We start from the raw sequence: 13,926 nt of genomic DNA, 5'->3' as shown, positions 1-13,926 counted from the left end.
CGCTTCAGTCAGTCTGCCTGGTTCCATGTTCCGGGTCCAGCAGCTCTATTTCCTGATTATCTGCAGGATTGATCTCGTCGCTATTATAAACCTGATATTCATCCCATATTTTTTCCAGAGATTCCAACCGCTCCACTACTTCCTTTTGTTTTCTCATACTCAAGGCCACCACAAGAGCATTGACCACGCTTAATGGAGCTACCAGAGAGTCCACAATAGAAGCCATATCACTTCTTGCAATAAGATTACAAGAAGAATATAGATTCATAGGGGAATGAACGCTGTCTGTAAGGGTAATCACCCTGGCTTTCCGGTTATTGGCAAATTCCAGAGCTTTCAGGGTTCGCATAGAATATCTTGGAAAGCTGATACCCACAATTACATCTTCCTCGCTTATATGAATCATCTGCTCAAAGATCTCGCTGGAACTACTGGTAGTTAAAAGCCGTACATTATCAAAGATCAGGTTCAAATAGAAGCTCATAAAACTGGCAAGAGGAGCACAGCTTCTGATTCCCACAACATAAATGTTTCTGGCTGAAAGAAGAAGCTCTATGGCCAGTTCAAATGCCTGATGGTCAATTCCTTCCAGAGTCAGCTTGATTTTGTCTATATCTGAATGGAGTACCGTATCCAGGATTTTTGACTGAGGTACTTTTCCATATGTCACTTCCATCCTTTGTATAGAATTCAGTTTATTGCGTACCAGTTCTTCCAAAGCCTTCTGAAATTCCGGGTATCCTTTGTAGCCCAGATGTATAGCAAAACGCACTACCGTAGATTCGCTGACTCCTACTGTCTCCCCCAGCTTTGCTGCAGTAAGAAATGCCGCCTTATCATAATTATCCAGAATATAGGATGCCAGTTTTTTCTGACCTTTACTGAAACTCTGATATTGATGGTTAATTCTGCCAAGCAGATGTTCCGTATTGTTCATTTTCCGTGCCTCTTCTTTTCTTTTTCTTTCAGATGTTTTTTATCATAGCACAATTTTCTGAAGAAAGCAAAAGGAGCTGCCCTGCAAAACCAGCCGGTCTTGCAGAAGGCAGCTTCTTTTAATTATTTACCTCTTATACCGGATATACTCCGTTTTCTGTATCCGCTTCTTTCGGGTCTACCTTTGTCTGCTGCGCTTCTCTGTATTTAAAGAAGTCTGTAGCAACCTGTGGGAACAGTGCATAAGTCAATACATCCTCCTCCTGTTCAGACCACTGAGCCATTTCATCTCTCAGAGTATCCAGTTCAGGCTCCAGAAGGTCTGCTGGACGGCAGGTGATCACTTCTGCATCACCGATACATTTCTTCTGAACTTCCGGATTGAAAGGCTTTACAGTTGCGCCGTATTTGCCGCTTAAAACGTCCTTTGTCTCTTTTGTTACCATCTTGTAACGCTCACCCATAAGCACGTTAAATACGGCCTGAGTACCAACGATCTGAGAAGATGGTGTAACCAGAGGCGGCTCTCCCAGATCCTTACGAACTCTCGGAACTTCTTCCAGAACATCGTAATATTTATCTTCTGCATGCTGGTCTTTCAGCTGAGAAGTCAGGTTGGAAAGCATACCGCCCGGCACCTGATACAGAAGGGTCTTGATATTTACTCCCAGGTTCTTCGGATTCAGAAGGCCGGAATCCAGAGCCTCATCACGAATCGGACGGAAATAATCGGCAATCTCTGCCAGCAGGTTCTGATCAAATCCCGTATCATAGGGAGTTCCTTTAAAGGTCTCTACCATAACCTCTGTAGCTGGCTGGGAAGTTCCCAGAGCAAAGGGTGACATAGCCGTATCGATTACATCTACCCCTGCCTCTACTGCTTTCAGATAAGTCATAGAAGCCACACCGGAAGTATAATGGGTATGAAGCTGAATTGGTATATCAACAGCTTCTTTCAGGGCTGTTACCAGCTCAGTTGCTGCATATGGAAGGAGAAGTCCTGCCATATCTTTAATACAGATAGAGTTGGCTCCCATATCTTCAATTCTTTTTGCAAGATCTACCCAATATTCCAGGGTATAAGCCTCGCCTAAAGTGTAGGACATAGCCACCTGAGCGTGTCCTTTTTCTTTATTCGCTGCCTTTACTGCTGTCTGCAGATTTCTCAGATCATTCAGGCAGTCAAAAATACGAATAATATCGATTCCGTTGGCAATAGATTTCTGCACAAAATACTCTACCACATCATCTGCATAAGGACGGTAGCCAAGAATGTTCTGTCCTCTAAACAGCATCTGAAGCTTTGTATTTTTGAATCCGTCACGGAATTTACGAAGTCTTTCCCATGGGTCTTCTTTCAGAAAACGCAGGGATGCATCAAAGGTAGCGCCGCCCCAGCATTCTACAGAATGATAACCCACTTTATCCAGTTTATCCACGATAGGCATCATCTGTTCTGTTGTCATTCTGGTGGCAATCAGAGACTGATGAGCGTCACGCAGGATCGTCTCAGTAATCTTAATAGGTTTTTTTACTACTTCTGCCATCTTTTTTTCCTCCATTTATATTTCCATGTCCGCTGATGCGGATTTTACTATACGCCGAAAATTGCCATAAAGGTTCCGGCAGCTACGGCTGTACCGATAACGCCTGCTACGTTTGGTCCCATGGCGTGCATCAGCAGGAAGTTGGTAGGATCAGCCTCAGCGCCTACCTTCTGAGATACACGGGCTGCCATAGGTACGGCAGATACTCCGGCAGAACCGATCAGAGGATTGATCTTGCCGTGGGACAGCTTACACATCAGCTTGCCCAGGAGCACGCCTCCCGCAGTACCAAAGGCAAAGGCCACCAGACCCAGGACAACGATTTTCAGAGTATCCATCTTCAGGAAAGCCTCTGCGCTTGTGGAAGCTCCTACAGAAGTTCCCAGAAGGATAACCACGATATACATAAGGGCATTGGAAGCTGTCTCAGTCAGCTGTTTTACCACGCCTGACTCACGGAACAGATTTCCCAGCATCAGCATACCAACCAGAGGAGCGGTAGTAGGCAGGATCAGACATACTACTACAGTGATAACGATAGGGAACAGGATCTTTTCCAGTTTGGAAACCGGACGAAGCTGTTCCATCTTGATCTTTCTCTCTTCCTCTGTTGTAAGAAGTTTCATAATAGGCGGCTGGATGATGGGAACCAGAGACATATAGGAATATGCTGCCACTGCAATGGCTCCCATAAGTCCCGACTGTCCCAGCTTGCCGGCCAGGAAAATAGAAGTCGGTCCGTCAGCGCCTCCGATAATGGAAATAGCTGCTGCTGCTTTTCCATTGAATCCCATAAAGATCGCCAGGAAATAAGCCACATAAATACCTAACTGTGCTGCAGCACCCATAAGGAAACTTTTGGGGTTTGCGATCAGGGGACCAAAGTCTGTCATAGCGCCAACTCCCAGGAAGATCAGAGAAGGCAGAACACTCCACTCATCCAGGATATAGAAAACGTGCAGAAGTCCCGGTGTTCCGTTTGAAGCCTCTTCCGCTGAGATCATAATATCCGGATAAATATTTACCAAAAGCATACCGAATGCAATGGGCACCAGCAAAAGGGGTTCAAACCCCATTTTAATGGCGAGGAACAGGAATACAAACGCCACTAGGATCATGATCAGATTTCCAAATGTCAAATTCATAAAAGCGGTCTGGCTGATAAGATTTGACGCAACATCTGCAATGTTTGACATTTTTTTACCTCCCGTATTTTTTCTTTGACTTTACACAGTCCATAGCGCTTAGTTCATGGTAGCAAGGACATCGCCGTTTTCCACAGCGTCTCCTACTGCCACGTTAATGCTTGCCACTGTGCCGTCCTGAGGTGCTACTACGGGAATTTCCATCTTCATGGCTTCCAGAACAACGATAGGGTCTCCTGCTTTCAGAGCCTGTCCGGCATTGGCTGCCACGCTGCAAACTTTGCCTGGTACAGAAGCCTTTACTTCGATAGAGCCTGCTGCTGCAGGTGCAGGTGCTGCTGCGGGAGCAGGTGCTGCCTTGGGAGCGGCCTTTGGTGCTGCTTTTGGTGCGGCCACAGGTGCTGCTCCATTTCCTGCGCCTTCTTCTACTGTTACATCATATGCAACGCCGTTTACAGTGATTGTATAAGATTTCATATTCTTTTCCTCCTATGGCTTTCAGCTAACGCCAATTATTTTTCTTTGATTTTCTGATCGAACGGACTACAAAGCTGTCCGGGGATGTATTTTCAGAAGCTGCAATAGCTGCTGCGATAACAGCCACCAGTTCCAGATCATCTGTAAGTACTTCCTCCTCTTCTGCTGCAGGAACAACCGCAGGCGCAGGGGCTGCAGAAACAGGAGCCGGGGCCGGGGTTTCTGTTTTCTTTTTTCCAAAAGAATCCACAAGACCGGGTATATATTTAAAAAGAGAAATAACAAAAACCAAGAAGAACAGTACGATAAACACTGTTCCAAGGCCGACTACGGCATTCATGGCAGCATCCTGCATCTTCTCTCCCATGGTATACTGCATACTGAATCCGATGCTGTCCGCATTCAGCTTGCTGTCGTAAACCATCTGAACATCGGCTGTACCATTTTCAAATTCTGCTTCCAGATCCACTACATAGTTGCTTCCATCTTTTCTTACTGCCTCTGAAGGATCTACATCTTCAAATCCGATATAGACACCCAGTTCCTCTGAAGAATCCATCCAGGCCTGAAAAGCACTCCTGGTAAAATCGTCCATATTGGGATTTTCTTCTATGGCCTGCTCCATGGTTGCGTTGTCATAAGCAACCAGAGTCTCCATAGTAGAGGTAGTGGTGCTGTACAGATTATTTGCTACTGTTTCGTTGATCTCCTCCTGGGAACCGGTACAGGCAGTCAGGGTAAGGGTCAGAATACCTAAGGATACGAGTCCTCCTAATTTTTTTCCTATCTGCTTCATATGCTTCACCTCGCTTAAACCGTGCCGTGTTTTTTGTCAGGACGATTTTCTCTCTTTGTGAATAACATCTCAAAAGCACCGATGACATATTTTCTGGTATCCAGAGGCTCGATGATAGTGTCTACATAGCCTCTCTTTGCTGCTGAAAGAGCGCTGGACTGGAGCATAGCATATTCTGCTGCCTTCTCATTAATAGTCTGTACGTCAGATCCGGCATACATGATCTTGGCTGCCAGTTTTGCGTCCATCATACCGATCTGAGCAGAAGGCCATGCATAAACCATATCGGCACCTGTGGATTTGCTGTTCATAGTCAGATAAGCGCTTCCGAAAGCTTCCCCGATCACCACATTTACCTTTGGAACAGTAGCGCTGATAAATGCATTGGTCAGCTCTGCCGCATTTCTTGCCATATTTGCCTCAGAGCATTTAGTTGCTTTATATCCCTTTACATTGGTAAGAGTCAACACAGGGATCTCAAAAGCGTCACAGAATTTTACGAACTGTGCTGCCTTCTTGCATCCTCTTGCAGATAATACATTATCAAAGGAATCTGTCTTTTCTCCCTCTTCATTGTAGATCTCGCTTCTGTTTGCCACACAGCCTACAGTTGCTCCATTTAAGCGGATAAAGCCCGTTACCATATCCTTTGCGTACTCTGCTTTCACTTCAAAGAATTCGTTGTTGTCTGCGATCTGAGACAGTGCAATGGAAGTATCTCCCACACAATTTGCCAGTTCCGGGCACACCCGGTTCAGATCGTCTGTGCATTCTGTATATGCAGAATTATCTTCATAGTTGGATGGCAGCATAGATATCAACTGTCTCATCTGTGCCAGGATCTCTTCCTCTGTTCCCAGCACATCTACCAGACCTGCATTCTGGCTCTGATACTGAGCGCTGGAAGTATCGCATTTGGAAATATCATTTCCTTCCAGAGCATTGGGAGAATTTACAAACAGTCTTGCCATATCTTTCTCCATAAAAGTAAAGTCTGTAAGTCCGGGGACTACTGCCAGTCCTCCTCCGCAGGTTCCAAAAATACCCGTAATCTGAGGAATCACCCCTGAAGCCATTACCTGCTTTGTGTAGATTTCGCCAAAAGCATTTAAGGCATCTGTAGCCTCCTGCAGTCTGAGGCCTGCACAGTCGATCAGTCCGATCACAGGAGCTCCTGTCTTCATGGCCAGATCATACAGATTTACGATCTTCTTCGCATGCATCTCACCGATAGACCCATTTAACACAGATGCATCCTGACTGTAAACATAGACCAGACTGCCGTCAATGACGCCGTATCCGGTGATGACACCATCTGCCGGCGTTTCTTTTTCAGATAAGTTGAAATCTGTATTTCTTGCGGTCACACAGCCGCCAATTTCAACAAAACTGTTCTCATCAAGCAAAGAATAGATTCTTTTGCCTGCCAAGCTTTGTGCTGTACTACTCATTTATCAGCCCTCCGTTTTTTAATATTTTGGTCATTTAAAACACTGCATAAATAAAACCAACGTGCGTATTAATTTTACTCTTTTTTAAGATTTTTTTCAATAGGCTATGATAATAATTTAACATCTTCTCAGCTTTTTTTCAGCGCCTTTTTCATGTTTTCAACATATTCTTTTACATAGGGCACTGCATGTTCTCCATATTCCTCCACAATTTTCACAATTCTGCTTCCAACAATGACCCCGTCAGAAACTGCCGCCATTTTCTGTGCCTGTTCCGGTGTAGAAATGCCGAATCCTACTGCACAGGGAACCTCTGTCACCTGCCGGACCTTATCCACCATGCCTTTAATATCTGTAGAAATCTGTTCCCGCACCCCTGTAACCCCCAGAGAAGATACACAGTAGATATATCCTTCCGCTTCCTTTGCAATAGCCGCGATCCTTTCATTGGAGGTAGGAGCGATCAGGGAAATAATCTCTATCCCATATTCTTTGCAGACTTCCTTAAGTTCCCCTTTCTCCTCAAAAGGCATGTCCGGCACGATCACGCCCTGGATCCCGCATTCCCTGCACCGTTCCATAAAACGTTCTTTCCCGTAAGTATAGATAGGGTTCAGATAGGTAAGAAAAACCATGGGAACCTGTACTTTCTTTCTTGCTTTCTTCACTGTCTTAAAAAGCTTGTCTGTAGTACAGCCTGCTGCCAGAGCCCGCTCATTTGCGGCCTGGATCACAGGTCCTTCTGCAATAGGGTCTGAAAAGGGAATCCCGATCTCAATAATATCTGCTCCCGCCTCTTCCATGGCATATAAAAGCTGTTCTGTGATCTCCAGTGAAAGATCTCCTCCTGTAATAAATGGAATAAATGCTTTGGTGTCTTTAAATGCTTCTGAAATCTTACTCATAAATCTCCACTCCTCTGTATCTTGCGATTGCCGCTACATCCTTGTCTCCTCTTCCGGAGAGGTTTACCACTATGATCTGGTCTTTTCCCATCTTTGGTGCCAGCTTTCTGGCATAAGCCACTGCATGAGCGCTTTCTATGGCTGGTATGATCCCTTCGGTCCGGGACAGATACTCAAAGGCTTCCACAGCTTCCCGGTCAGTTATAGGAACATACTCTGCTCTTCCGATTTTCGCCAGATGAGCATGTTCCGGTCCAATGCCTGGATAATCCAGCCCTGCAGATATGGAATATACCGGAGCGATCTGTCCATATTCATCCTGACAGAAAACGGATTTCATTCCGTGAAAAATTCCTGTGGTCCCACGGCTTAAAGTCGCCGCATGTTTCTCTGTATCAATACCCAGACCTCCAGCCTCACAGCCAATAAGGCGGACTTTTTCATCGGGAATAAATTCATAGAAAGCTCCCATGGCGTTGCTGCCTCCTCCCACACAGGCGATGACCGCGTCAGGAAGACGGCCTTCTTTCTCCATAAGCTGTTCCCGGATCTCTTTTCCGATCACCTTCTGGAAATCCCGGACCATCATAGGGAAGGGATGGGGACCCATAACAGATCCCAGTACATAGAGGGTATCTTCCATTCTCCTGGTCCATTCCCGCATAGTTTCGTTTACTGCGTCTTTTAAAGTTCCCGTTCCGCTGGAAACTCCATGGACCTTTGCCCCCAGCAACTCCATACGGTAAACATTTAAGGCCTGCCTGTCCATATCCTCTTTTCCCATGTAAATATCACATTCCATATCCATAAGGGCTGCTGCTGTGGCTGCTGCCACTCCGTGCTGTCCGGCCCCTGTTTCCGCAATGATCCTGGTCTTTCCCATTTTCTTTGCCAGAAGGGCCTGCCCCAGTACATTGTTGATCTTGTGGGAACCGGTATGGTTGAGATCTTCCCTTTTCAGATAAATCTTTGCTCCCTTAAGATCCCTGGTCATTTTCTCTGCATAATACAACATAGAAGGCCTTCCCGCATAATTTTTCAACAGATTCTCCAGCTCTTCCAGAAATTCCGGATCCTGACTGTATCTGGCATAAGCCTCCTCCAGTTCCTCCACGGCATTCATCAGGGTTTCCGGTATATACTGTCCTCCAAAAATTCCATATCTTCCTTTTCCCATATTCTTATCCTCTCACTTTTTCTATAAATTCTCTGATCCGCTGTTGGGATTTTTTCCCTTGTATCTCCACTCCGCTGCTGACATCCACGCCAAAAGGCCGGCAGGTTTTTATGGCCTGCTCCACATTTCCCGGAGAAAGGCCTCCTGCCAGAAACCAGGGCTTTTTAAGGGGAGGAATGATCTTCCAGTCAAAAGTTTCCCCATTTCCTCCCGGGCTGCCTTTTTTGTAAGCGTCAAGGAGAAGATATTCACAGGGAAGTTTTTCAGCTTCCAGGATCTCTTCTCTGCTCCTGGCCGCCACGGCTTTGACCAGAGGCTTATCTGTCTGTTTCCTGAGAGCCTCCATATAGGCGGCGTCCTCATCTCCGTGAAGCTGTATATACTGGATCACTCCTGTCTCTGCCAAAACAGCCGCTTCCTTCAGAGGAGCATTTACAAAAACCCCTACCGCCTGGATCTTGGGATCAAGAGCCCTACGAAGCTCTGCAGCCTGCCCAGGTGTGATCTGCCGCTTTCCCGATGCAAAAACAAATCCTGCAAAGTCCGGCTTCCAGCGGTTCATGGCTTGTATATCTTCTATTGTCTTCAGTCCGCAGATCTTAATCTTGGTCACTGATGTCTCCTTTCTTCAGCCAGTTCAGCATTTCCTTTTTGTTCTCACTTTTCATAAGGGCTTCTCCGATGAGCACAGCGTCCACTCCAGCCTCCCGAAGTCTGGAAATATCCTCAGGGCTGTGAATACCGCTTTCTGCCACAAAAAGGATTCCTTCCGGTATATATCTCCGAAGCCGCAGACTGTTTTCCACATCTACTGTAAAGTTTTTCAGGTTCCGGTTGTTTACCCCGATCACATCAGCTCCCGCCCTGAGGGCCTGGCGGATCTCTTCTTCATCATGGGCTTCCGTCAGGGCCGTCATCCCCAGGGACCTGGCAATCTTCAGATATTCTTTCAAGGACTCTTCCCCTAACAGGGAACAGATCAGCAGCACTGCAGAAGCTCCCAGAGTCTTGGCCTCATAAATCTGATAGGAATCTATCACAAAATCCTTTCTCAGGACCGGAATAGAAACTTCCCCGGCAATTTCTTTCAGATACTGGTCCTTTCCCAGGAAAAACTCCGGCTCTGTAAGACAGGATATTGCAGAAGCTCCTGCCCTTTCATATTCTCTGGCAATTTCCAGATAAGGGAAGTTTTCTGCAATAATTCCCTTGGAGGGGGAAGCTTTCTTTACCTCACAGATAAAGGACATATCTTTCTGAGCCAAAGCCCGGTAAAAGGGAAAGCCGGTATTTTTCTCCATAGCTTCCGCCTGAGCTTTCATCTTCTCCAGCGGAACTTCCTTTTTTCTTTCTTCCACCCGTTTTCTGGTGGAAGCTGCAATTTTCTCTAATATCATTTTCTATACCTCGTATTCCTTTGTGGCTTTGATAAACTCTTCCAGTTTCTCAGCAGCTTTTCCACTGTCAATAAGCTCGCCCGCCATCTTTATCCCTTCCTCCAGAGTAATGCCGTCAATGCCCAGATACAGGCTCATGCCGGCATTTAAAAGTACTACGTTCCGCTTGGGCCCCCTCTCTCTTCCTTCCAGGATATCTCTGGTGATCCTGGCGTTTTCCTGAGGATCTCCTCCTACCAGACAGGAAAGATCACACCGCTCCATACCAAACTGTTCCGGGGAAATGGTATAGCTTTTTACTTTTCCAAACCGGATCTCACACACCAGGGTCTCTCCGGTAAGGGTGATCTCATCCAGGCCGTCTGCTCCGCAAACAGCCACCCCTCTGGTCACACCCAGATTTCCCAGGACCTTTGCCAGAGGCTCTACCAGCTTTTTGTCATAGACGCCTAACAGCTGCATGGTAGCTGCCGCCGGATTGGAAAGAGGCCCCAGAATGTTAAAGACTGTCCGCACACCCATCTGCTGTCTTACCGGGGCTGCATATTTCATGGAAGAATGATATACCGGGGCAAAAAGAAAGCACATGCCTGTACGGTTTAAAATAGTTTCATTCTGTTCCGGATCCAGGGAAACATTGGCTCCCAGCTTTTCCAGCACGTCTGCGGCTCCGCTCTTGCTGGAAACACTCCGGTTTCCATGCTTTGCCACAGGAATTCCCCCTGCTGCCACTACAAAGGCAGAGGTGGTGGAGATGTTAAAGGTTCCAGCTTCATCGCCTCCTGTACCCACAATATCGATAACTTCTCTCTGAGGCTGGATCTTGATCCCCTTATCCCGCATAACCTGGGCAAAAGCCGTGATTTCATCAATGGTCTCTCCCTGCATCCGCAGAGCCGCCAGAAAGGCTCCCATCTGGGCCTGGGTAGCAGTTCCGTCCATCATCTCCTCCATAACGCCTTTCGCCATCTCATAAGACAGATCTTTTCCATCCATTAATGTGTGGATTGCTTCTTTTATCATAACTTTTCTTTCCTTTCTCTCAATCTTTACAAAATTTCCCAGTATCTTCATTCCCTTTGGCGTCAGCACCGACTCCGGGTGAAACTGAAGCCCATATACAGGATATTCTTTATGCTCTACCGCCATAACCTCGCCGTCTTCTGTCTGCGCCGTGATCTTCAGACAGTCCGGAAGGGTATCTCTTTTTACAGCCAGAGAATGATACCTGGCTGCTTCTATAGTCCCGGCCAGTCCTGCAAACAGGGAACAGTCCGGTTTTAGGGTTATCAGGCTTTTCTTTCCGTGCATCAGTTCTTTTGCCGGGGCGATCACCGCCCCATATGCCTGGCAGATAGCCTGATGTCCCAGACAGATTCCCAGTATAGGGATCTTTCCCTGAAATTTTTTCACCACATTTATGCAGATCCCGGCTTTCTCCGGATAGCCCGGTCCCGGGGAAAGGAGGATATGGGAAGGATCCCATTTTTCGATTTCTTCCAGAGTCACCTGGTCGTTTCGGACCACCTGGATATCTGGCCGGATAGTGCCCAGATATTGGACCAGGTTATAAGTAAAGCTGTCGTAATTATCAATCACTAAGATCATATTCCTTCCTCCTCTGCCTGAATGATGGCCTGGATCACAGCCGCCGCTTTATTGGCGGATTCTTCGTATTCTTTCTCCGGAATACTGTCTGCCACGATACCGCCTCCTGCCTGGACATAAACCTTTTGATCTTTTTTCACCGCCATGCGGATGGCAATGCAGGTATCCATATTTCCTGTAAAATCCAGATATCCCAGGGCGCCTCCGTAAATGCCCCGTTCCTCTTTTTCCAGCTCCTCTATGATCTGGCAGGCCCGGATCTTAGGAGCTCCTGACAAAGTGCCTGCAGGAAGCACCGCCTCGATAGCGTCTAATGCATCTTTGTCTTCCCGGATCACACCTTCTACCTGAGAGCAGATATGCATAATCTTTGAATACTTATGAACAGCCATATACTCTGTCACTTTCACACTTCCGAATCTGCAGATCTTTCCCAGGTCATTTCTTCCCAGATCTACCAGCATATTATGCTCGGACAGTTCTTTTTCGTCCTGGAGAAGTTCTTTTTCCAGTCTTCTGTCTTCTTCCTCATTCTTTCCTCTGGGTCTGCTTCCCGCCACAGGAAAGGTGGTCACCTTTCCGTTGTGAAGCTTTACAAGAGTCTCCGGTGAAGTGCTCATCAGTTCCAGCTCCTCTGTGTGAAAATACACCATATAGGGAGAAGGATTGGAAGTCCATCTTCTCTCTTAAGTCTTCCTGCTTTTCTTCAGCTTCTTCTAAAAGCTTCTGAAGCTTGTCGATTTCCTCCTCTGCCTTCCGGTAATTTTTTTCCAGATCATCGGTTTTTATATTGACCATAAAAAGGAGCCGCTGTTTCAGATGATCATAGGCAATGACCTTGTCAAAAAGAAAAAGGTCAAAATCCGGAAATTTCTCATTTTTTATATGGAGGACCGGTTCCGCCAGACCAATGACAGAATAAGAAAAGTATCCCACCAGTCCTCCGGTAAAAGGGGGATAATCCGGAAGTACCGGCGCCTTATATTTTTTCATCAGTTTTCTCACTGCTTTCAGAGGCTTCTCAGTTGTTTCGTATGCTCCTTCTTGTCCCTGGATCTTTACCTTTCCCTTCTGACAGAAAATCCTCCGCTTTGGATCACATCCCAGAAAGGAATACCGGCCCCACTTTTCTCCTCCTTCTACACTTTCCAGAAGGAAATACCGGCTGCTTTTTGCCGCCAGTCTTTTCAGTACTGCAATAGGGGTGGTACTGTCTCCCAGGATTTCCCGGCATACAGGAATCACAGAATAGTTCTTTGCCAGTTTCCTGGCTGTTGCATAATCAGGTTTCAGCATTTACATTCCTCCTTAAATGATATTTTCGTATGTCGGTAAAGGACTTCCTTTGGGAGTTTTGAATGCATAGGGAAATATTAATGCATTAAAAAACCCCTGTCCCAACAGAAGCGTCTCTGCTTCTATTGGGACAGGGGAATCATCTCCTGCGGTACCACCCAAATTGCCAGTTGTTCTTTTCTTCTATTGATAAAACAAAAAGACTCCTGGCCACTCTTTACATGTACTGACATACACTCCCTGCTGATAACGGATCGGTACACCCGTCAGCGTCTACTCTTTCCCAAGAAATTTCGAGCTGCCCTCACAAGTCCATTCAATAAAAACTCTTGCTGTTCCGATCTCACCCCCCGGAACTCTCTGTAAACAAATATTTTTACCTACTACTCTTGTTCAACGGTTTAAAGTTCTAATTTGGTAGAATTATAACATATATTTTTCTCATGTCAAGACTTTTGTCTGTTTTTTTCCAATTCTTGCAGATCCTGCCGGCGCCTTGTTCAGACAGAAAAAGAATGGTATCCATACACGCAAAAATTCTGCCTTCTCATCTCTGAAAGAATTGTCAGTGGTTGTTTTTTCTCCATTTTTCCATAATTCTTCCGTCTTTTTTATGCCCTCTTCAAAAAGAAAAATTCCCTTATCTGCTTTTATCTCTCTGTGATCTTCCTCCGCCATAAGCAGACACATGCATATCCGGCTGCTTCTTAAAAGGATATCCCCTTTCTCTTCACCGGCCAATTCCCAAAGACTGGAAAAGAATATCTCTTTTTTCTCTCTCAGATATTCTTCTTCTGCCCGGTATCCGGAACGTATCAGATACCTGAGGCAGACCCAAGCCTTTTCTGCCCTTACGTCTTCACAATTCCGCAGATCTTCTAAAAGGCCAAGGACAATTCTGGCACACTTTTTTTCTTCCTTCTTCAGCATTTTCCAGAAAACCGGAGCTTGATAAGCGCTTCTGTCTGCTTTTTCCAGCAGATATTCCCTCCATTCTCTTTTCATATCCCTGATCTTCGCCCTGCAAAGCACATTTCTGGAAAGTCCATACAGAAAAAGATAGGTGATGTCCCGATAATCGCCTCCTTCCATCTTTGGCAGCCCCTGAAATAAAATACCTTTTTTTAACATAAAACCTCTTTTCCGTCTGCAGTGCATTTCTCAAAGGTGAGAATACTTTTTTTGCAGTAT

The 13,926-nt window shown here is 46.1% G+C and carries 12 protein-coding genes, 1 pseudogene and 1 other annotated feature; all 13 genes and pseudogenes read right to left on the bottom strand.

The window, feature by feature from the left end:
* Window positions 1-4: 4 nt before the first annotated feature.
* Window positions 5-937, bottom strand: a complete 933-nt coding sequence (locus B5G33_RS04105; protein ID WP_087272044.1) for a MurR/RpiR family transcriptional regulator — start codon at window positions 935-937, stop codon at window positions 5-7.
* A 133-nt stretch (window positions 938-1,070) separates the two neighbouring features.
* Window positions 1,071-2,483 (bottom strand): oxaloacetate decarboxylase subunit alpha, encoded by a 1,413-nt coding sequence (locus B5G33_RS04100; RefSeq protein ID WP_087272345.1) that lies wholly within the window; start codon window positions 2,481-2,483, stop codon window positions 1,071-1,073.
* 47 nt (window positions 2,484-2,530) lie between these two features.
* A complete protein-coding gene (locus tag B5G33_RS04095; RefSeq protein ID WP_087272041.1) occupies window positions 2,531-3,679 on the bottom strand; it encodes a sodium ion-translocating decarboxylase subunit beta in 1,149 nt (382 codons plus the stop codon).
* 48 nt (window positions 3,680-3,727) lie between these two features.
* Complete coding sequence (locus tag B5G33_RS04090) at window positions 3,728-4,105, bottom strand: biotin/lipoyl-binding carrier protein (protein WP_087416842.1); 378 nt, start codon at window positions 4,103-4,105, stop codon at window positions 3,728-3,730.
* A gap of 25 nt (window positions 4,106-4,130) precedes the next feature.
* Window positions 4,131-4,901 carry an OadG family transporter subunit gene (locus B5G33_RS04085; protein ID WP_087272035.1) on the bottom strand — a complete coding sequence of 257 codons (771 nt, stop codon included), beginning with the start codon at window positions 4,899-4,901 and terminating at the stop codon, window positions 4,131-4,133.
* Between the two features lie 14 nt (window positions 4,902-4,915).
* Window positions 4,916-6,352: an acyl-CoA carboxylase subunit beta gene (locus tag B5G33_RS04080; protein WP_087416841.1), complete on the bottom strand. Its 1,437-nt coding sequence runs from the start codon at window positions 6,350-6,352 to the stop codon at window positions 4,916-4,918.
* A gap of 128 nt (window positions 6,353-6,480) precedes the next feature.
* The gene (trpA, locus tag B5G33_RS04075; protein ID WP_087416840.1) at window positions 6,481-7,257 is read right to left on the bottom strand and encodes a tryptophan synthase subunit alpha; all 777 of its coding nucleotides are present in this window, start codon (window positions 7,255-7,257) and stop codon (window positions 6,481-6,483) included.
* On the bottom strand, window positions 7,250-8,434 hold the full coding sequence (gene trpB / locus B5G33_RS04070) for a tryptophan synthase subunit beta (RefSeq protein ID WP_087272027.1): 1,185 nt from the start codon (window positions 8,432-8,434) through the stop codon (window positions 7,250-7,252). The genes trpA and trpB overlap by 8 nt, the downstream gene beginning before the upstream one ends.
* 4 nt (window positions 8,435-8,438) lie before the next feature.
* Entirely contained in the window at window positions 8,439-8,996 is a 558-nt protein-coding gene (locus tag B5G33_RS04065; protein ID WP_242974500.1) for a phosphoribosylanthranilate isomerase, read from the bottom strand.
* Between the two features lie 37 nt (window positions 8,997-9,033).
* Complete coding sequence (gene trpC / locus B5G33_RS04060; RefSeq protein WP_204247338.1) at window positions 9,034-9,831, bottom strand: indole-3-glycerol phosphate synthase TrpC; 798 nt, start codon at window positions 9,829-9,831, stop codon at window positions 9,034-9,036.
* Between the two features lie 3 nt (window positions 9,832-9,834).
* The gene (locus B5G33_RS04055) at window positions 9,835-11,439 is read right to left on the bottom strand and encodes a bifunctional anthranilate synthase component II/anthranilate phosphoribosyltransferase (protein ID WP_087416838.1); all 1,605 of its coding nucleotides are present in this window, start codon (window positions 11,437-11,439) and stop codon (window positions 9,835-9,837) included.
* Window positions 11,436-12,735, bottom strand: a pseudogene (locus B5G33_RS22560) (anthranilate synthase component I family protein). Before B5G33_RS22560 ends, B5G33_RS04055 begins: the two are co-directional and overlap by 4 nt.
* Window positions 12,736-12,858: 123 nt before the next feature.
* Window positions 12,859-13,141 (bottom strand) — a binding site (T-box leader).
* A gap of 35 nt (window positions 13,142-13,176) precedes the next feature.
* Window positions 13,177-13,866, bottom strand: coding sequence for a hypothetical protein (locus B5G33_RS04045; protein ID WP_087416837.1), 690 nt, complete (start codon window positions 13,864-13,866; stop codon window positions 13,177-13,179).
* Window positions 13,867-13,926 lie beyond the last annotated feature (60 nt).

This window comes from Blautia sp. An81 (assembly GCF_002161285.1).
Lineage (GTDB): Bacteria > Bacillota > Clostridia > Lachnospirales > Lachnospiraceae > Blautia > Blautia ornithocaccae.
The sequence above is the reverse complement of the archived record's forward strand: the minus strand, read 5'-3'. Positions and strand labels throughout refer to the sequence as shown.